Source organism: Roseibium sp. QJM3NY_11 (genome assembly GCF_056173175.1).
This window is the reverse complement of the sequence record NZ_CM149660.1, coordinates 1,305,661-1,323,119: the sequence shown is the minus strand read 5'-3', so window position 1 is coordinate 1,323,119 and position 17,459 is coordinate 1,305,661. Positions and strand designations below refer to the sequence as shown.

General features: G+C 62.4%; 15 protein-coding genes and 1 pseudogene. 4 read left to right on the top strand and 12 right to left on the bottom strand.

The features are described 5' to 3' along the window. Positions 1 to 7: 7 nt before the first annotated feature. The 6 genes from AC0VX3_RS06035 to AC0VX3_RS06010 form a co-directional block, all read right to left on the bottom strand. A complete protein-coding gene (locus tag AC0VX3_RS06035) occupies positions 8 to 1,102 on the bottom strand; it encodes an NAD/NADP octopine/nopaline dehydrogenase family protein (protein ID WP_475523948.1) in 1,095 nt (364 codons plus the stop codon). 11 nt (positions 1,103 to 1,113) lie between these two features. Further along, complete coding sequence (locus AC0VX3_RS06030; protein ID WP_475523947.1) at positions 1,114 to 1,701, bottom strand: peroxidase-related enzyme; 588 nt, start codon at positions 1,699 to 1,701, stop codon at positions 1,114 to 1,116. Continuing rightward, on the bottom strand, positions 1,698 to 2,195 hold the full coding sequence (locus AC0VX3_RS06025) for a hypothetical protein (RefSeq protein WP_342893039.1): 498 nt from the start codon (positions 2,193 to 2,195) through the stop codon (positions 1,698 to 1,700). The genes AC0VX3_RS06030 and AC0VX3_RS06025 overlap by 4 nt, the downstream gene beginning before the upstream one ends. Further along, entirely contained in the window at positions 2,192 to 3,679 is a 1,488-nt protein-coding gene (locus AC0VX3_RS06020; protein ID WP_475523946.1) for an NAD(P)-binding domain-containing protein, read from the bottom strand. Before AC0VX3_RS06020 ends, AC0VX3_RS06025 begins: the two co-directional genes overlap by 4 nt. A 35-nt stretch (positions 3,680 to 3,714) precedes the next feature. Then, positions 3,715 to 4,950, bottom strand: coding sequence for an MFS transporter (locus tag AC0VX3_RS06015; protein WP_475523945.1), 1,236 nt, complete (start codon positions 4,948 to 4,950; stop codon positions 3,715 to 3,717). Positions 4,951 to 5,029: 79 nt separating this feature from the next. Continuing rightward, on the bottom strand, positions 5,030 to 6,535 hold the full coding sequence (locus AC0VX3_RS06010) for an aminotransferase class V-fold PLP-dependent enzyme (RefSeq protein WP_475523944.1): 1,506 nt from the start codon (positions 6,533 to 6,535) through the stop codon (positions 5,030 to 5,032). Positions 6,536 to 6,623: 88 nt separating this feature from the next. Here AC0VX3_RS06010 and AC0VX3_RS06005 point away from each other — a divergent pair, with 88 nt between their 5' ends. Beyond that, complete coding sequence (locus tag AC0VX3_RS06005; RefSeq protein ID WP_475523943.1) at positions 6,624 to 7,100, top strand: Lrp/AsnC family transcriptional regulator; 477 nt, start codon at positions 6,624 to 6,626, stop codon at positions 7,098 to 7,100. 59 nt (positions 7,101 to 7,159) lie between these two features. On the opposite strand, the gene AC0VX3_RS06000 is transcribed toward AC0VX3_RS06005, so the two are convergent. From AC0VX3_RS06000 to AC0VX3_RS05985, 4 genes and pseudogenes are all read right to left on the bottom strand, one after another. Then, positions 7,160 to 8,953, bottom strand: coding sequence for a TRAP transporter permease (locus AC0VX3_RS06000; RefSeq protein WP_475523942.1), 1,794 nt, complete (start codon positions 8,951 to 8,953; stop codon positions 7,160 to 7,162). Positions 8,954 to 9,046: 93 nt separating this feature from the next. Continuing rightward, positions 9,047 to 10,003 (bottom strand): TAXI family TRAP transporter solute-binding subunit, encoded by a 957-nt coding sequence (locus AC0VX3_RS05995; protein ID WP_475523941.1) that lies wholly within the window; start codon positions 10,001 to 10,003, stop codon positions 9,047 to 9,049. A 372-nt stretch (positions 10,004 to 10,375) separates the two neighbouring features. Next, a pseudogene (locus AC0VX3_RS05990) lies at positions 10,376 to 11,095 on the bottom strand (DUF1013 domain-containing protein); the annotation flags it as partial. Between the two features lie 154 nt (positions 11,096 to 11,249). Next, positions 11,250 to 12,254, bottom strand: coding sequence for an NAD(P)H-quinone oxidoreductase (locus AC0VX3_RS05985; protein ID WP_475523940.1), 1,005 nt, complete (start codon positions 12,252 to 12,254; stop codon positions 11,250 to 11,252). A gap of 148 nt (positions 12,255 to 12,402) precedes the next feature. Between AC0VX3_RS05985 and AC0VX3_RS05980 the strand changes: the two genes are divergently transcribed. Beyond that, the gene (locus AC0VX3_RS05980) at positions 12,403 to 12,600 is read left to right on the top strand and encodes a DUF1192 domain-containing protein (RefSeq protein ID WP_342893047.1); all 198 of its coding nucleotides are present in this window, start codon (positions 12,403 to 12,405) and stop codon (positions 12,598 to 12,600) included. Positions 12,601 to 13,011: 411 nt separating this feature from the next. After that, positions 13,012 to 13,551, top strand: a complete 540-nt coding sequence (rcdA, locus tag AC0VX3_RS05975) for a protease adaptor protein RcdA (RefSeq protein WP_475523939.1) — start codon at positions 13,012 to 13,014, stop codon at positions 13,549 to 13,551. Positions 13,552 to 14,097: 546 nt separating this feature from the next. Here rcdA and rpmE read toward each other — a convergent pair. Next, a complete protein-coding gene (gene rpmE, locus AC0VX3_RS05970; RefSeq protein WP_094074805.1) occupies positions 14,098 to 14,322 on the bottom strand; it encodes a 50S ribosomal protein L31 in 225 nt (74 codons plus the stop codon). A 524-nt stretch (positions 14,323 to 14,846) separates the two neighbouring features. Between rpmE and AC0VX3_RS05965 the strand changes: the two genes are divergently transcribed. Further along, positions 14,847 to 16,550 (top strand): ABC transporter transmembrane domain-containing protein, encoded by a 1,704-nt coding sequence (locus tag AC0VX3_RS05965; RefSeq protein ID WP_475525150.1) that lies wholly within the window; start codon positions 14,847 to 14,849, stop codon positions 16,548 to 16,550. 58 nt (positions 16,551 to 16,608) lie between these two features. Here AC0VX3_RS05965 and AC0VX3_RS05960 read toward each other — a convergent pair whose 3' ends face one another. Further along, complete coding sequence (locus AC0VX3_RS05960; protein ID WP_348151963.1) at positions 16,609 to 17,400, bottom strand: SDR family NAD(P)-dependent oxidoreductase; 792 nt, start codon at positions 17,398 to 17,400, stop codon at positions 16,609 to 16,611. Between the last annotated feature and the right edge of the window lie 59 nt (positions 17,401 to 17,459).

Here is a 17,459-nt window from a genome sequence, read left to right as displayed (position 1 = left end):
AAACGAACTATGCCCGCTCGCCCGCTTCCGACAGGTGGCCGGTCAAGGCCGCCTGACACAAGTCGTCCAGATTCATGTGCTCCAGGCCGATGGCCGGAAGCAGGTCATTCTCTCCAAAAAAGTCTCGCCCGTACATGGCGGAAAAAATTTCAACCCCCGCCTGGTGCAGCACCGCGGGACAACCCGCCATCCGACCCAATGCCACGGTAACCGCCAATCCGAAGGGAACGTCTTCGGTCACGTAGCGGCTGTCCGCCGTCGACGGGCCCATGCCCCCGCGGCCCTCTTCATGCATTTGCCGGTTCATTTCGCTGATGGACGCCACCGGCACGTGAAACGACAGGTGAAAGTGCTCGAAGATGGTCCTGACGGACAGGCCAAGCTTGTCTGCGATGGCAAGCCGTTCCTGATCGAGAGCTTCCAGAAGACGGCCGACGTTCGGCGTCACGTTGTCTCCCTGGCCCCAGGTTTCACCCTTTTCCATCCGTGTGGCATTCGCCAGGGCGATGCCCATGTGGTTTTGAGGATTGAGGTTGGAAAGCGTGATCGCCAGCAGCCCGTCGCGGAGATTGAAGCGCTCTCCGAACAGCTGCTCGCACAAGGCCTTGCCGGCGTCACTTTCCGCCGCCGGAACCGTACACAGGTCGACAAGCGAACGCACTGTGTTGACCTGAACATGATCCGCAGCCTGTTTGCGGCCCGTCACGACCGTGGTGCCCCATGCGGTAATCGGCAGATGGACGCCTCTTGCCCGCAGCCTGTCGGCGAGGTAGAGCGCACCGAAGGAGGCATGCGAGGAAATGATGACGGCCTGGCTGGTGCGCAGATGAGGGACCAGGCTGTCCATGACAGCCTTATGGCCATATCCCGGAATGGCCAGAACGATCACGTCGCTTGCCGCCGCAAGCTCGCCGGCATCACCGGCAATCGCCGGTGTGAATTCAGCCTCGATCGCACCCGTCGCCTTGAGCTTGCCGCCCGTGCGCAATCCTGCGGTTCCCTCGCCCGACGGCGACCAGAGCATCGGCTCATGTCCCGTCTGATGCAGCAGTGCCGCTGTTCCGAACGCAATCGATCCTGCGCCCGCTATGCCAACTTTCAATGGATTGCCTTTCATTGTTCGCTGCCTTTGCGGACCGGGTCGCCGAGAACATGCATGAGCCTGTTGGCCCAGCCGAACAGCGCGGAGGACAGGATGAGATCGAGAATTTCCGCATCGTCCAGCCCTGCGGCGCGCAGTGCCGACATCTGCTCCGGGCTCGCCTCGGACGGCGTCTGGGACAGGGCATGGGCGAAATCGAAAATCGCCCGGTTGCGTGGCGAAAGGTCGGCATTCGTTCCCTTCGCAAAGAGCTCGTCCGTAACGGCCGTCTCCTTGGCGATCTGAGCATGCCGGCTGGCGTGAACCGCCGCGCAATAGATGCAGTGATTGACCATCGAGGCCGCCAATGCACCAAGCTCGCGTTCCTCGCGGGACAGTCCACCCTTGTCGTACATGATGCCGTTGAACAGCGGCGAACGCACCTTCAGGGTCTCCACGTCATGAGCCAGTGTCAGCACATAGGCGGAGATTTTCGTGTTTGAGGGTGTCACCTGAAGCGCATCCAGCTGTTCCGGTGTCGCATCCTCCAGCTTGATCGGTTCGACCCTCGGCCGCCAGTCGGGAACGGAGCGGGTGAATTTGCGGATGACATCGCTCATGCCCGGGCCCCCTTCATCAGCCGGATGCCGGCCAGGACACGAACCTGATAGGCCATGAAGGCGTTGATTTCGCAGAGCCGGACAATATCGGCGTCCGACACGCCTGATTCTTGCAGCGACTTGATGTCGGGCGCGTCGACGTCGCGTGTCTGCACCGCCACCTTGTCCATGAAATCACATATCGTTTCGAGGCCCTGCGCTTTGCCGGAACGAAGAGGATCCGCCAGATCGGCGAAGCTGGCATCTTCAATAAGCGAGCAATAGCGGTCGACCAGGGCGGTCTCGCCATTCAATGCCGCGATACGCGCGGCAAGCGCGGCGCGGATATCGTGGGACCATGCCCCCGTCTCCAGCGGTTTGAGCACCGCGTCCTCGGTCGTCTGGGACAAGGCGATGATGTTGGCGCGCCCGTCGATGGCCTCCGCGACCGGACTGCCTGCCGGTATGCCCGACACTTCCAGAATGCTGCTTTTCGTCAATGTCTCACTGCTCACGATAGGGCCTCTGCGGCTTCCGGTTCGAGTTGCGGCAAGGGCTCGGGTGTCCATTCCTCGCCGGTCAGTTCCGGAGTGTCATAGTCCTGAAATGCCTGCCAGTGCGCGCCGATATCCTCGCGATAGAGTTCGGCGGCGATGGTTTTGGCCAGCCAGGCAGCTCCTTCCGATATGCCCGGAATGTCACCGGACACCTTGCCGAGGCTCGCCGTCGCACCGTAGTTGAAGCAGTAGACGCCGGACAGCCAGGGCGCATTGCCCGGTTTCTTTTCCTGGAAGGTGAAGTCCGGGTTCAGATAGGGGAACATTCCCAGATCCCGGTTTTCTTCCCCGGGAGGGGGCTGATAGACATCGCGCCAAAGCGCGATTTCGCCGGCTGCGGGACCGAATTCGGCGCGTGCCATGGGATCGACGCAAAACCCGGTCCCGAGGATCAGATAATCCGCATGGTAGACGGAATTCTTGCCGAGACTCAGCTTCAGGCCACCGCTTTCTTCCTCCACCTTGCGCACCGGCAAGTCGAAATGGAAATGCGCGTTCTCGTGGCGGGAAACCCGCAAGGTTGACCCGTGCGGAGGAGGCGTCTGGGTGACGAAGGAGTAATTCATGAAGCGCCAGCGCCATTCGTCCGGCATGGCGCCATAGCCGGCCGTGAACCCGAAGCTGCCGATGCCCATCATTTTGTTGATGGTAGGCATCTCCTTGCGGCGAACCAGGTGACGCACCTCTGCGGCGCCATGCTCGAGAGCCTCGGCGGCATTGTCCACGGCCGATGCGCCGACACCGATCACCACCACCTTTTTTCCCTTGAGTGCCGGAAAATCGATCTCGTCGGCGCTGTGGGCCCACAGCCCCCGGGAGATCCCGTCCATGAACACCGGGATGTTCGGAACGCCGGTGCCGTCCCGGCCCGTCGCCATGACGAGCTTGCGGGTCAGGATCGAGGTCGTCTCGGCACCGCCCAGGTGAAGGCGCAGCAGGTCCCCTTCCGGTTCCACGCGGTTCAGGGCAATCCCGTTTTCAACAGGAATACGGAGGGCTTTCCGGTACCATTTGAGGTAGTCCATCCACATGGGACGCGGCGCCTTGTCCAGAGTGTCCCAGGCCGCCGTACCGAATTGCGCCCTGTACCAGGCCTGGAAGGTGAGCATGCCGTGGCCGAAGGCCGGGCCTGTAAGTGTCTTGGGCGAACGCAGCGTTTCCATCCGGGCATAGTTCAGCCAGGGGCCCTCGAACCCTTCCGGATTGCGGTCCAGAATCCGTATGTTGGCCACACCACCGGTGCGCAGCGCCAGCCATGCCACCATTCCACACATTCCGCCGCCGATGACGACCACATCTTGCACCCGCTCACCGTCCACCTGTTTCGGTGGCACCCAGGACTTGCCCGGCCAGCACAGGTATTCCAGGTTTTCCCGCAAGCGTTCTTCCAGCACCGTGAGGCCGGCACCGTCCAGGGGAAACGCGGAACTCGATTCAGACATCAATCAATCCTTCAATACGCCGAAAGGCGTGGTTTTCAGGCATCCCAACGCGGATGCAGTTCGTCGATATAAAAGGGATGGGCGTGGACGCCCCGGTGAGAACTCACGATATGCGGATGATCCCGCGGAAGATTCGGGTGGCTGTGTTCACGCAGATCCGGATCCTTTGCCGGCCACACCGCCAGACCGGCGATTGTCACCAGTGTGGCCAGGATCGCCAGCATGACCAGGGCTGTCGCGGGAGCAAACACCGCACCCAGCCAGCCCGCGAGGGGATAGGCCACGAGCCAGCCGGCATGGGACAGGGAAAACTGCGCCGCGAACACGGCCGGCCGGTCGGCATCTGAGGCCGAACGCGTCAGCACCAGCCCGCCGGGGGTCAGGGTCAATGTACAGGCAGCCCCGAATGACGCCCAGAGCACCACCAGTCCGGGAAGGGACGGTTGCAGCAGGATAAGCGGCGACAGTATGGCAAAGGTGAAGGTTCCCGCCGCCATGACCCGCCGCTCCGGAAAAGCGCGCAGCAGGGACGGCAGCGCGACGGCCGCCAGGGCGGCGCCAGCGCCATAGCCTCCCATCAGCCAGGGGAAGACCTGCTCGGCATTTTCGAACCGGGTACCGGCATAGACGATGGTGTTGACCAGTATCCAGGCCATGATCAGGGACAATCCGAAATTCATGACGAACAGGCCGCGCAGCCGCGGCGTCCCGGCATAGATCCAAAGACCGCGCACCGCCCGCGTCAGGAACGGGTCCTGGTTCTGGGCATGCACGTCATGGACACCGCGGCGAGACAGCAGCAGACAGAGCGCGGATCCGGCGAAACCCATCGCCGCAAGGACGAACAGGTATTCCGTGTGCATGAACATCAGCGCCGCTCCGACCAGTATGGGCGTCAGAATACTCTCCAGCGTATAGGCAATCCGGGAGAGGGAAAGCGCCTCCGAATAGGTTTCCTTGTCCGGCAGAACAGAGGGAATCAGGGCCTGAAAAAGCGGCGTGAAGGCGGAGGAAACCGCGAAGAACAGAAAAGCCAGCACCGCGATCGTCCACCAGGACGACACGAAGGCCAGTGGCACCATGAACAAGAGCCGGGCGGCGTCCAGACCGATCAGGGCGCGCACTCGCGGCAGCCGCGCCAGCGCGGCCTGAGCCAGGGGCGAAAAGCCGACATAGGCAATCATCTTGAGGGCGAAGATCAGCCCGAGTATCGGTCCGGCATGACTCGCTCCGCCGATCTGCCACGCCGCCAGCGACAATCCCGCCGTCATCAGTCCCACGCCCGTAAGAGACAAGACCTGTGATGCGAAGAGGAAGCGGAAAGTGGTGTGACGGAGCGGGTTCAGCATGTCAGGGCCCGGCCTTTTCAAGCAGCGTCGCGGAAAACCGGCCGTTTGAGATGTCGGCCACATAGTATTTGGAGAACGCTGCCTGTTCCCGGGCCAGCCGATCCACCGATGCAATGACGAAATCGACTTTTTCATCGCACATCAACGGCGACAAGTTTAGCCGGACCCATCCCGGCTTTTCAATCTCTTCACCCGCATCCAGGGACGCCCTGATTGCGACGGAGGCCGCCAGGTCGATGTCAAGGAGCGCATGGGCATAGGATCCGGCGCAGGCGCATCCGCCGCGCGCCTGGATCCCGTAAACATCTGAAAGCATCCGCGTGAACAACTGATGATGCACCAGCTTCCCGTTCGCATCGCGCACCTGGAAAGAAAAAATGGGCAAGGCCTTCGCATTCTGATGGCCAAGCAGGTCGAGATGCGGATTGTTGCGCCAGACGGACAACGCACGCACGCGCATTTCTTGCTGACGTTCGGCCAGCCACGCCGGGTCGATCGCATCCTTGACCATCAGGGCAAGGCCCGCCCGGATGTCTCCCAGAACATTTGGCGTACCGCCTTCCTCGCGGTGCACCAGGCTGGTGGAATAGATGTGGTCCCAGGGAGACACGAAGGACACGGTACCGCCGCCCGGCAGAGTCGGTGTCAGGCGCCGCGCGATTGCATCGCGAATGATCATCACGCCGGACCCGCCCGGACCGCCCGGAAACTTGTGCGGCGAGAACACGATCGCGTCTTTGGCGGCATCCGAGCCCGCCTCCATGCGCATCGGCACATAGGGGGCCGCACAGCCATAGTCCCAGACCGCCAGAGCACCGTGTGCCTTCAGCAAACGGGTGACAGCAAGGTCGTCGGTCAGTATTCCGGTAACGTTTGAGGCGGCCCCGAACGCACCGACAATGAGTTCGGCGCCGACATTCTCGCGCAAACGGATTTCGAGAGCCTCCAGATCCACGCCGCCACCGGGACCCTCCGGAACTTCGACCACCTCTGCCCCGCTTTCGCGCCAGGGCAACAGGTTGGAGTGATGTTCATAGGGGCCGATCAGAACCACGGCGCGCTTGCCGGACGCAACGATCTTCGGAATGTCCAGGAGCATGACGATCCGGTTCAGCCCGGCGGTTGATCCAGCCCCCGTGAAGACGACGGAATAGCCCTCGCCTGCCCCGGTGATGCGCGCGATTTCCGCCCGGATCCCGGCCCTCAATTGCGTGACAAACGCGCCGCAAAAGGAAGCCTGCGTATGGCTGTTGGCATAGTAGGGAAGCACCCTGTCGCGAATGAAGTCCTCAACCTGGCCCAGAGCACGGCCAGAGGCGACATAATCCGCGTAGACGAGTTTCTTCGGACCACCGAGACCTGGGACGAGGGCATTGTCCCCAATCAGGCCTTCCCGAAGCGACTCGATGAGGTTCGGGTCACAAAGCGTGCGCCGAAACCCATCCAGCACATCCTCTCGGTGCAGGATGGCGGACCTTGATTCCGGGGTGTGTAAAATTTCGTTCATGAATGCAATCTTGACATTCGGAATGAATGAATTCATCACATATTTTTAGCAATATCGCTTCCATATTGGGTCATTGAATCGAGAAAACATGATTAAACTAGATCAAATCGATTGCCGGATTCTCGAGGAACTGCAACGGGACGCGGCCCAGTCGCAACGGGAACTGGCAAACCGGGTCGGCCTGTCCCAGAACGCTTGCTGGCGGCGCCTCAAGGCGCTGGAAACCGCCGGCGCGATCCGCAACCAGACAGTCCTGTTGAACCGGGAGAAACTGGGGGCCGGGCTTGTGGTCATCATGATGATCCGGACGCGGCATCACTCCTCGAGTTGGCTGGCAACGTTCCGAGAGCATGTCTCCTCGATCCCCAACGTCGTCGATTTCTACCGGATCGGCGGGGACTACGACTACCTTATCAAGGTCGTGACACGCGACATGACCAGCTATGACGCGATCTACCAGCACCTTATTTCAGAGGTCGAACTGGAAAATGTCACCTCCTACTTCGCCATGGAAGCGATCGCGGAACAGCGTCCGTTTCCGGTTTGCCGAACGGACGCGCCGTAGGGTCCGAGGACCGGCAGCATGTCGCTTTCAAGCAGGGCTCCCGGCAGCTTCGCTCCAGCCTAAATAAGCGTGCCACCCAGGAACATTACGGCCAGACCAACGCCGGCGGACAGGAGCCGTTTCCAGGGCTTCCTGAAGCCGATGATGCCGAAGGAGACGAGACCGAGACCAGCACCGATTTTGACTGCGGACCCGACCGCAGCGACCGGCGAGGACGCCAACCCGATGACAGACGGATTGGCGATCATGGCCAGCGGAATGACATAGAGGCCGACGCCGAGCGCCATCGCCGTTCCCGCGACCTTGAGCCAGTTCTCGCCGACCATGCCTGCGGCGATGAAGACAGCGCCGCACACCGGCGGCGTGATGGTGGAGATCAGGGCGAACCAGAACACGAACAGATGCGCCTGTAGCGGCTCCAGCCCCTGCTGTATCAGCGCTGGACCGGCAACGGAGACACAAATGACATACGCGGCGGTCGTCGGCACTTCCATGCCCAGAAACAGACAGGCCAGCGCGGTCAGGAACAGCGATGGCCACAGATACCCGCCCGACCCCGACAGGATCAGTGACGTGATCTTCACACCCAGGCCCGTGATCGCGAGAACGCCGATGATGATCGAGGCACAGACAATGATCGCGGCGATGACGGAGACCTGGCGCGCCGCGGTCAGGAATGCGCCTTCCATCCGGCGCAGGATCTCGGCGGGATCGAACGTGCCTTTCGCGTTGAAGAACAGCAGCACGAACCCGGCCAGAATGGCGAGGCAGGCCGCGTATTGCGGCGTGTAACGCACGACGAACATACCATAGAGCAGGACCAGAAACGGCACCAGGAAAAAAGCGGACGTGATGGCGACCTGCTTCATCTGCGGCTGGTCCTCGCGGGCGATCGAGGCAAGGTCGTAGCGGCGGGCATAGGCATTGATCCCGACCCAGACGGCAAAGAAATACAGGACGGCGGGAAGCAGCGCGGCCGCCATGATCTGTGTGTAAGGAACCCGTGTCAGCTCGACCATGACAAACGCGCCCGCGCCCATCAGCGGTGGCATGATCTGCCCGCCTGATGAGGCCACGGCCTCAACCGCCCCGGCCAGCCTCTTTGGATAGCCGAGCCGGGTCATCGCCGGCAGGGTGATCGCCCCGGTTGAGGCGACATTTGCGGAAGCAGACCCGGAAATCGATCCGAACAGCGCCGAGGACAGGACCGACACCTTGGCCGCTCCCCCCTTCAGACGGCCCGCTGCGGCGGCGGCAACATTCATGAAGCCCTGCCCCGCCTCTCCCGCGTTCAGCACTGCCCCGAAGATCACGAAGATCGCGACCACATCGACCGAAACCCCGGTCAGGCTTCCCCAGATGCCGCCTTCCGCGATGGTCAGCGTTCCCAGAAAGCTTGCAATCGGCGTTCCGGAATGGCCGAACTCGCCCGGTATGTGCTGGCCCAGAAGGCCGTAGGCCAGTGCAAGCGCGGCAACAATCGGCAGCGGCCAGCCGATGGCCCGCCGGGCACCTTCCAGAACGGTCACCAGCAGGACGACCGCAACCACCCGCTGGAAGCTGCCTTCCAGAAATCCGTACTGATCGGACAGGGCCGACTGGTTGACGGCGACCCAGAGGCAGGCCGCGATGCCCGCGCAGCAAAACACCACGCCGCTTGCCCTTTGAAGACCGCTACCGCCTGCGAACAGGAAGATCCAGGGCAGCGCGAGCGCAAGATGCAGCGGCCGGCTGACGAGATTGGGAACGAGCCCCGAAAAGATCAGCCCGAGATGAAAGGCGACGAGCGCGATGGCCAAAAGGAGCATCGCCGCGCGCCATGGCGGCGTGGCGGCCTGTTCGCTGGAAATCATGGAGTGCTCGTGTGACGGTATCTGATTGAAAAGGGATCGGCGCCGGCCCCTCTGGTAGGGGCCGGCGCCGACCGATATCGACCGCTGCGGCGTTTACTTCTGCGCGTCGGTCAGGTCAAAACCCGCTTCGGTGTAATAGCGGACAGCTCCCGGATGCAGCTTGCCGGTGATGTTTGCCATCAGCGCTTCATCGACACCGTTCCACCACGGCGCGTCGGCCCCCATAGCGGCCTTCTCGTCCCAGAAGGTCTTGGTCAGAGCATAGGCGGTGTCATCGTCCATCGCCGTGGTCGTGAAGGCGGCGACCGGAAGCGACGTGGTCACGATGTCTTCTTCCTGACCCGCATATGTGCCTGCCGGAATCACCAGTTTCGCGCGTTTGGTCTGTGCAATCTGGTCATCGTTCAGCGACAGCACCCGGACGTCGGAGGAAGCCGCCGCCTCGATGACATTCGGCGCCGGCCACGAACCGGCGGTCACGAAACCGTCGATCTGACCGTTTTTCAACGCTGCGACGGCGTTCGAAAGTTCCACTTCGGCAAGATCGACCTTGCCGTCAAGATCGAACAGCTTGAGGTATTTCGCGCCTTCATTGGCACCGAACGAGCCCTTGCCGAGCAGCAGGGTCTTGCCTTCAAGATCGGCGAAGTCGGTCACGCCGCTCTTGGCCGACATCACGAAATGCATGGTCAGCGACGGGATCGGAAACAGAGCACGGATTTCGTCGAATTTCGGATCGCCCTTGCCTTCGAACATCGCCTTGCCACCCTGGGCGAGGGCGACGAGCACCGGCGGCGTGGTGAAGACATAGTCGCCGCCCCGCACGCGGGCTTCCATCACGTTCTGGACGGAGCCCTGGCTTTCCTCGACGGTCACGATGATCCCGCCATCGCTGCCGGCCTTCACCGCCTCTGCGATCTGAACACCCATCTGGTAGTAGGATGAGGTGGATTTCGCTGATTTGTAGGTAATGCGCGTTTCGGCCTGTGCCTGTGTGACACCGAGGGCGAGCGCCAGGGTCAAGCCCAGCCTTGTCAGTTTGTTCGACATTTTTATACTCCCAGAAAAGGCCGGAAGACTATGTCGTCCGCCGCTACCTGGCAACGCGTATTCGTCTCCCGAACAGGATTCCGAGACCCGCAACGCAAAACCGCCGGCTGTGGCCAGCCGGCGGTCGGGCAATTCGTCAGGCGAGCGATCGAACGCTTATTTTTCCACGGGGTCCGTGGCTTCGTCCGCTTCAGCCGCCTCGCCGGCTTCAACATCGCCGTCAGCTTCGAGCACTTCACCCGATTCCACGGCTTCGACAGCCTCGATCACGTCGTCGGCGTCGACACCTTCACCGGATGCCGTCTCCGCCTCAGTCGGGTCTTCAACGGGAGCATCAACGGGGGCGTCAAACGTGACTTCCGCGTCGGCAGCTTCTTCCGCCTCGACACTCACGTTTTTCGGCAGGCCGATGTTTGCGAAGACCGCTTCCGCATCGATTTCCTCTTCTTCCTCGCGCTTGATCGGCTTGCTCGTATCAAACGAGAAGGCCGCGGCAATTGCATCGTCGCTGGTGCTGTCCTCGACCGGCATCAACGTCTCGACAGGACCGCCGACGACCGCCTGCGGCGCGTTCTTGGCACCCTTTTCGACTTCGATATCCAGTTCAAGCTGGCTGCACAGGCCAAGGGTAACCGGATCGGACGGCGTGAGGTTCGCCGAGTTCCAGTGCGTCCGGTCGCGAATCGCCCCGATGGTCGGCTTGGTGGTGCCGACGAGACGCATGATCTGCGCGTCCTTGAGTTCGGGATGATTGCGGACCAGCCACAAGATGGCGTTCGGGCGGTCCTGGCGGCGGGACACCGGCGTGTACCTGGGGCCCTTGCGCTTGGTTTCCGGCACGACCACCTTGGATCCCTGCAGCTTCAGCTGATAGTTGGGATCTTTCTGAGCCTTCTCGACTTCTTCGCGCGTGAGCTGACCGGTCAGGATCGGGTCCAGGCCCTTGATCCCCTGAGCGGCTTCGCCGTCGGCAATCGCCTTGACCTCAAGCGGGTGCAGCCTGCAGAAGGATGCGATCTGCGTGAAGCTCAGCGCGGTGTTGTCCACGAGCCAGACGGCGGTTGCCTTCGGCATCAGCGGCGTGTTCGCCATCGGATAAATTCCTCTCGTCTGCTCCCTCGCCCGGCGGGGCAAAAAAGCGGTGTCCTAACTAGGTTTCCTGGGAAGTGGCGGGAATATAGGAGAATTCGGGTTGAAACGCAATCGGGAACACCGCACCTGCGCACCGCCACGACCGCCCCGGCATTCAGTCCTCAACGGTCAGGACGATTTTGCCAATGTGGCCAGAGCTTTCCATGCGTCTGTGAGCCTCCGCCGCCTGCCCCAGCGGAAACACCGAATCCATCACGGGCCCGATCCGGCCGGTCCCGATCAGCGGCCAGACCCTCTCCAGCAGGGTCTCGGCAATCGCCGATTTGAAGGAATCACTGCGCGGCCGCAAAGTCGATCCGGTATGGGTCAACCGCTTCACCATGAGCCGGGAAAAGTTCACGCTCTCCGACACGCCGTTCAGCGTCGCGATCTGGCAGATGCGTCCTTCAACGGCCGCCGCTTTCCAGTTGCGCTCCACGTAGTCACCGCCCACCATGTCCAGGATCACGTTGACGCCCTCGCCGCCGGTGATGTCCAGAATGGCCTTCTCGAAGGCCTGCTCCCGGTAGTTGATCACATGGTCCGCGCCAAGCTTGCGGGCGGCGTCCGCCTTTTCCCCGGAGCCGACCGTGGTGAAGACCTCGGCCCCGAAAGCCTTGGCGAGCTGGATGGCCGTTGTGCCAATTCCGGACGTGCCGCCATGAACGAGGAAGCGTTCGCCTGTCGCAAGTCCGCACCTGTCGAAGACATTCGACCAGACAGTGAAGAAGGTTTCCGGCAGCGCGGCGGCCTCCACCATGGTCAAGCCCTCCGGTACAGGCAGGGCATGTCCTTCCGGGACCTTGCAATAGGCCGCATATCCGCCACCGGGAGCCAGGGCCGTGACCCTGGCGCCGATTTCATGCCGTCCGGCGCCCTCCCCGCGCGCCACCACCTCTCCGGACACCTCCAGGCCAGGCAGATCCGACGCGCCGGCGGGCGGCGGGTAGGCGCCCTTGCGCTGCAGCACATCCGGCCGGTTCACGCCCGCCGCCGCGACACGGATCAGGATCTCGCCCGGTCCCGGTTCGGAAACGGGCCGTTCCTCCATGCGCAGAACATCCGGGCCACCGGGTTCCTGGATGGCGACAACCGTCATGCTGTCCGGCAGTTTCTGCATGGGAACCTCCCTTCGTGGTTCATTTTGGGACTGGCTAGGTCAACTGTGCCTGGCTTAAGGTAAACCGGCCCCGACGTGAGTGCCGGGCGGCGGCGCGACCAGGCATCCCCGTCAGGGACCTGACTGACACATGCCAGGAAATGAGACAATGGGCTTATTTGATGACGATGTCCCCAGAAAACCCGGCACGGGCGCGATCTCCGTCGGAGAAGATCTCTCGCAATTATCAGAGGCCGACCTGAGAGATCGCATCGAGGCTCTGACCGGCGAAATTAAGCGTACGCAAGGGGAGCTGGAGCAACGCGGCACTATTCGCCATGCGGCGAACGCTATTTTTGACAAGTAGGCTCCCAAATTATTCCAATATCTGCGGAAATTTCAGTATCCACACGGCAACTATGGTAAATATCATAGCTCAGAATTTAATCATTTACTTCTTGTTAATCTTTCCAAAGTATAAATTTTCATATCCAGTCATCTGGATGTGAGTGGCTCCTGTCCACTCTGTTTGACGCCTCCCTGTTAAAGACTCAGAGCCGCCCTTCGCGGCTCTTTTTTTGCGCCCGCCTCATAGTATCCTGTCCGGGTTCTGGTTAACCGCCGTATTCCATCCGACTGGCACGCGCCTTGCTGGATAACAGGCATGAAGACCGGCATCGTTCCAAAAAGGAACACTTGAAACGGGATGTCATATCCCGGGACAGCTCAGGAAGAGATGCGGGTCAACCGGAAAGTGTAACTGAGGCGTAGCAATCCAATGACGGAAGACACAAAAAAAGCCGGCGAACCCATTGGCGCAGTGCATATCGCGCACCATCTTGCCAGCTCCGACAACTTCCAGACCCTGTTTCAGGAAGGCATGTCGCTGGTTGAGGAAACCGCGATGTACCTGGATGGCGGCGGCCGGGACGAGGCCAAGCAACTTCCGCGGCCCGCCTCGCTCTCCTATGCAACCGAGTCCATGCGCCTGACGACGCGCCTGATGCAGCTTGCCTCATGGCTGCTGCTGCAGCGCGCGGTGAACGAAGGCGAAATGTCGCGCGAACAGGCCGGCAGCGACAAGAACAAGGTGCGCCTCGACAAGCTCTCAAGCGCAACGGGCGGTCCGTCCTGGGACGAGCTTCCGGAAAACCTGCGCGAGCTGATCGAACGGTCCACCCGGCTTCAGGAGCGCATTGTTCATCTCGACACGATGCTGTACCGCAAGTCCGAGGAACCGATGGAAGAGGCCAACAACGACAATCCGGTGGCCTCCCAGATCAGCAAGCTGCACGCAGCTTTCGGCAACCTCGCCTGAGCTGACCGGATCATCGAATTGCGAAGCCGCCCCCGGGCGGCTCTGACTGCTGACAAACTCACCGGGTCATTCCGGCCGGTCTGCAGCGAAAGCTGCATGGCCAGAGCCGGGATTCAGCGGTTACTTCACGCCGCAGGCGCGTCTTTATCCAAAATTTCAGAGCCTTGTTTGGTTTTGTGCTCGCTTGCGCTCGCGCTGACACGCTGGGTCCCGGATCAGCGCGCAGCGCCGCTGCACTTGTCCGGAAGGACCAACTGAGAGTTTGTCAGCAAGCTGAGCCGCCCCCCGGGCGGCTTTTTGCTTGCCGGGTTCCACGCCTTTTTCCTGCAAAGCAGCGCCATTCGAGACGAAAGGCGGGCTGTCATCGGACGGATACATCACACCCGTGCCTGATCTCAGCGGTGCGGGAGGTCAATCGTCCCGTCCATGACACCAGCAGGGACGACCAGCCATGGATACTCGGAGAGAGTTGAAGCGCGTTGCCTTCAAACAAAAAACCCGGCCGCGAGGCCGGGTTTTCGTGTTGAACTGTCGCGTTTCGAAGGCTCAGGAGCCCAGGAAGCCTGCAAACTTGTTCTTGAAGCGGGACACGCGGCCGCCGCGGTCCATCAACTGACGGTCACCGCCGGTCCATGCCGGATGAGACGTTGGATCGATATCGAGCGTCAGGGTATCGCCTTCCGATCCATAGGTGGAGCGGGTGGTGTATTCGGTCCCATCGGTCATGACGACCTTGATGGTGTGGTAGTCGGGATGGATATCCGCTTTCATGGCCGGTCCTCTCAGGCGCTTCACAGCGGCTTTCCGAAAATCCGGAAAAACCGTCAGGTCAACGCGAAACGAAATGAAGGCCGCCGGTCCGCGCACGGACGCCGCCTTCAGAAACATGAGGCGGGGATATACCCCAAGGAAGCGGGCAAGACAAGGGGCTAAATCCTCCAATTTGGACCTGTCCTCGGCAGACGGACCAGGGTCGGGCCGCGGGCCGCCGCCTCGGTGGAGCATGACAGGCCCGCAGGCGGGCGGAAGCGGTCTCTGCAGCGCCCGCTCCGGTGTCCGGACTGGCCCTGGCTGTTCGCGCTCAGGCGTAGAGCGTCCGGTCAGCGGACAATTGAACGCAGGCCTGCCTCGGCCATTGAGTGCGGACATGAACGTGCTAAAGACGGAGAAAGAACGACGAGGAGAGCCCTGTGGCCGACGCCCCACTATCAGATCAGCCGTCCACCCCGAACCCGGCACGCGGATCGCTGCGGCCGCTGACCCGGCTGCTGCCCTACCTGCTCCGGCACAAGCTCATGGTGGCAGCCGCCATCGCCGCCCTGTTTTCCGCCGCGATCATAACCCTGTTGCTGCCGGCGGCCGTCCGCAGAATGATCGACTACGGCTTCGGCGCCGACGATCCCGCACTGGTGAATTCCTATTTCGCCGTGCTGATCGTGGTCGTCTGCGCCCTCGCGCTGGCCAGCTCGATCCGCTATTTCCTGGTCATGTGGCTCGGCGAACGGGTGGTCTCCGAAGTGCGGACCGACGTTTTCGCCCACATGACCCAGCTCAGCCCGGCCTTCTACGACAGCGCCCGGTCCGGAGAGATCCTGTCCCGGCTGACCGCGGACACGACCCAGATCAAGGCCGCCTTCGGCGCCAGCGCCTCGCTGGCGATGCGCAACCTGATCATGTTCGCCGGCGCGGCGGTCATGATGGTCGTCACGAGCCCGCGCCTGTCCGTAATCGTTCTGGCCGCCATCCCGGTCATTCTTGTTCCCATTCTGGGATTCGGCCGGCAGGTGCGCAAACGGTCGCGCTTCGCGCAGGACACGCTTGCCGACGCGTCCGCCTATGCCAGTGAGATGCTGGGTTCGGTCAGAACCCTTCAGGCCTTCACCCATGAGGCCAGAAGCGCGGGCCACTACGCCAGCGCCGTCGAGCAAGCCTTCCAGGCCGCGCGCAAGGCGATCGTCGCCCGCGCCGCCCTGACCGGCTTTGCGCTCATGGTCATCGGCGGCAGCATCGTCGCTGTTCTGTGGATCGGCGCGAGCGACGTGTTCGCCGGCCGCATCACCGGCGGCGAACTCAGCCAGTTTCTGCTCTATTCCATTCTGGCCGCCGGGTCCCTTGCCGCCCTGTCCGAGGTCTGGGGCGAGCTGTCCCAGGCGGCGGGCGCCGCGGAACGCCTGTCCGAACTCCTCGAGATCCAGCCGGAAATCGGCGCGCCGGCTTCTCCGGCCCCCTTGCCGGAAAACCCGCGCGGTGAAATCGTCTTCGACCGCGTTTCCTTCGCCTATCGCAACGCCCGGCACATGCCGGTGGTGCAGGAGCTGGACCTGACCGTAGCTCCGGGAGAGACCGTCGCCGTTGTCGGTCCCTCCGGTGCCGGCAAGTCGACCCTCTTCAGCCTGCTGCTGCGCTACTACGATCCCGACACCGGCGAGATCCGCCTGAACGGCGTCGGCCTGACCCGGCTCGATCCCCGGGACCTGCGCCGGCATATCGCCATCGTTCCCCAGGACACTGCGATCTTCGGCGCCAGCATTGCCGAGAACATCGCCTACGGGCGGCCCGACGCAAGCCGCGACGAGATTGTTGCCGCCGCCCGTGCGGCGCTCGCCGCCCCGTTCATCGACGCGATGGCGAACGGCTACGACACGATGGTCGGCGAACGCGGCATCACCTTGTCCGGCGGCCAGCGTCAGCGGATCGCGATCGCCCGCGCCGTTTTGAAGGATGCACCCGTCCTGCTGCTTGACGAGGCCACCAGCGCCCTGGACGCGGAAAGCGAGCGGCTTGTCCAATCCGCTCTCGATCAGCTGATGGAAGGCCGCACCACTCTGGTGATCGCCCACCGGCTGGCAACCGTCCTCAAGGCGGACAGGATCGTCGTCATGGAAGATGGTCGGATCGCCGAAACCGGCACCCACGCCGAACTCAGCGCCGCCGGCGGGCTTTATGCCAAGCTCGCCCGGCTTCAGTTCGGCGCCGAACAGGCGGCCGAGACGGTCTGAACCGGCATCCCCGGCCTGAAGCCTGGGCTACGGCCCGCGTGACGCGGCGGCCGCGAACTCAGTCCTCGTCGGGAACCGCGACCGTGTAGTTGAGCGGCATGCGGCCGCCATCGGCAAAAATCGTCTGTCCGGTGACGTAGCTGGCGTCACTGGACGCCAGGAACGCGGCCACGCCGGCGATTTCGGCCGGCTCGCCGATCCGGAGCATCGGAGTGCGCGACATGATCCGGTTCTTCGCGGCCGGATCGCTGTTCACCGAGGCCAGCATGTCCGTCATGATCGAGCCCGGACCGATGGCATTCACGCGGATGCCGTATTGCGCCAGTGACAGCGCGCTTGTCTTGGTCAATTGCGACATCCCGCCCTTGGAGACGCAGTACGGAATTTGATTCGGAATGGCGAGCACCGAATTGATCGAGGACATGTTGATGATGCAGCCCGGCTCGCCGCCGCCCTCCACCTTCTCGACCATGTGCCGCGCGACCGCCTGCGAGCACAGGAAGGCGCCCTTGAGATTGACGGACAGGACGCGATCGAAATCCTCTTCCTCGAGGTCCAGAAAGTCGGCGCCCGCGACGATACCGGCATTGTTGACCAGAACGTCGATGTCGCCATGGGCATTCAAGGTCGCGGCGACCAGATTGCGCACGTCAAGGCGCTCGGCGACATTGCAATGCACATACATGGCCTCGCCCAGGCTTTTCAGATCCGCGGCAGCGGCCTCACCGGCGTCATCGTCCACATCGGCGATGACGACTTTCGCGCCGTCCTCGACGAAACGCCTGGCAACGGCAAACCCGATTCCACGGGCTGCGCCGGTAATGATGGCGACCTTATTCTCCAAAGACACGGAACCCTCACGGCTGCTGAATTATGAACGTGCCGCGCCATTGGCACGGGCCGCGCTGC

Bases quoted from the DNA above. Each gene is read 5' to 3' on its own strand.
- AC0VX3_RS06015 (WP_475523945.1), bottom strand. From the start codon at position 4,950: ATGACGGCGGGATTGTCGCTGGCGGCGTGGCAGATCGGCGGAGCGAGT.
- AC0VX3_RS06030 (WP_475523947.1), bottom strand. From the start codon at position 1,701: ATGAGCGATGTCATCCGCAAATTCACCCGCTCCGTTCCCGACTGGCGG.
- rpmE (WP_094074805.1), bottom strand. From the start codon at position 14,322: ATGAAAGCGGATATCCATCCCGACTACCACACCATCAAGGTCGTCATG.
- AC0VX3_RS06010 (WP_475523944.1), bottom strand. From the start codon at position 6,535: ATGAACGAAATTTTACACACCCCGGAATCAAGGTCCGCCATCCTGCAC.
- AC0VX3_RS05965 (WP_475525150.1), top strand. From the start codon at position 14,847: ATGGTGGCAGCCGCCATCGCCGCCCTGTTTTCCGCCGCGATCATAACC.
- AC0VX3_RS05985 (WP_475523940.1), bottom strand. From the start codon at position 12,254: ATGCAGAAACTGCCGGACAGCATGACGGTTGTCGCCATCCAGGAACCC.
- AC0VX3_RS06020 (WP_475523946.1), bottom strand. From the start codon at position 3,679: ATGTCTGAATCGAGTTCCGCGTTTCCCCTGGACGGTGCCGGCCTCACG.
- rcdA (WP_475523939.1), top strand. From the start codon at position 13,012: ATGACGGAAGACACAAAAAAAGCCGGCGAACCCATTGGCGCAGTGCAT.
- AC0VX3_RS06005 (WP_475523943.1), top strand. From the start codon at position 6,624: ATGATTAAACTAGATCAAATCGATTGCCGGATTCTCGAGGAACTGCAA.
- AC0VX3_RS05995 (WP_475523941.1), bottom strand. From the start codon at position 10,003: ATGTCGAACAAACTGACAAGGCTGGGCTTGACCCTGGCGCTCGCCCTC.
- AC0VX3_RS05980 (WP_342893047.1), top strand. From the start codon at position 12,403: ATGGGCTTATTTGATGACGATGTCCCCAGAAAACCCGGCACGGGCGCG.
- AC0VX3_RS06000 (WP_475523942.1), bottom strand. From the start codon at position 8,953: ATGATTTCCAGCGAACAGGCCGCCACGCCGCCATGGCGCGCGGCGATG.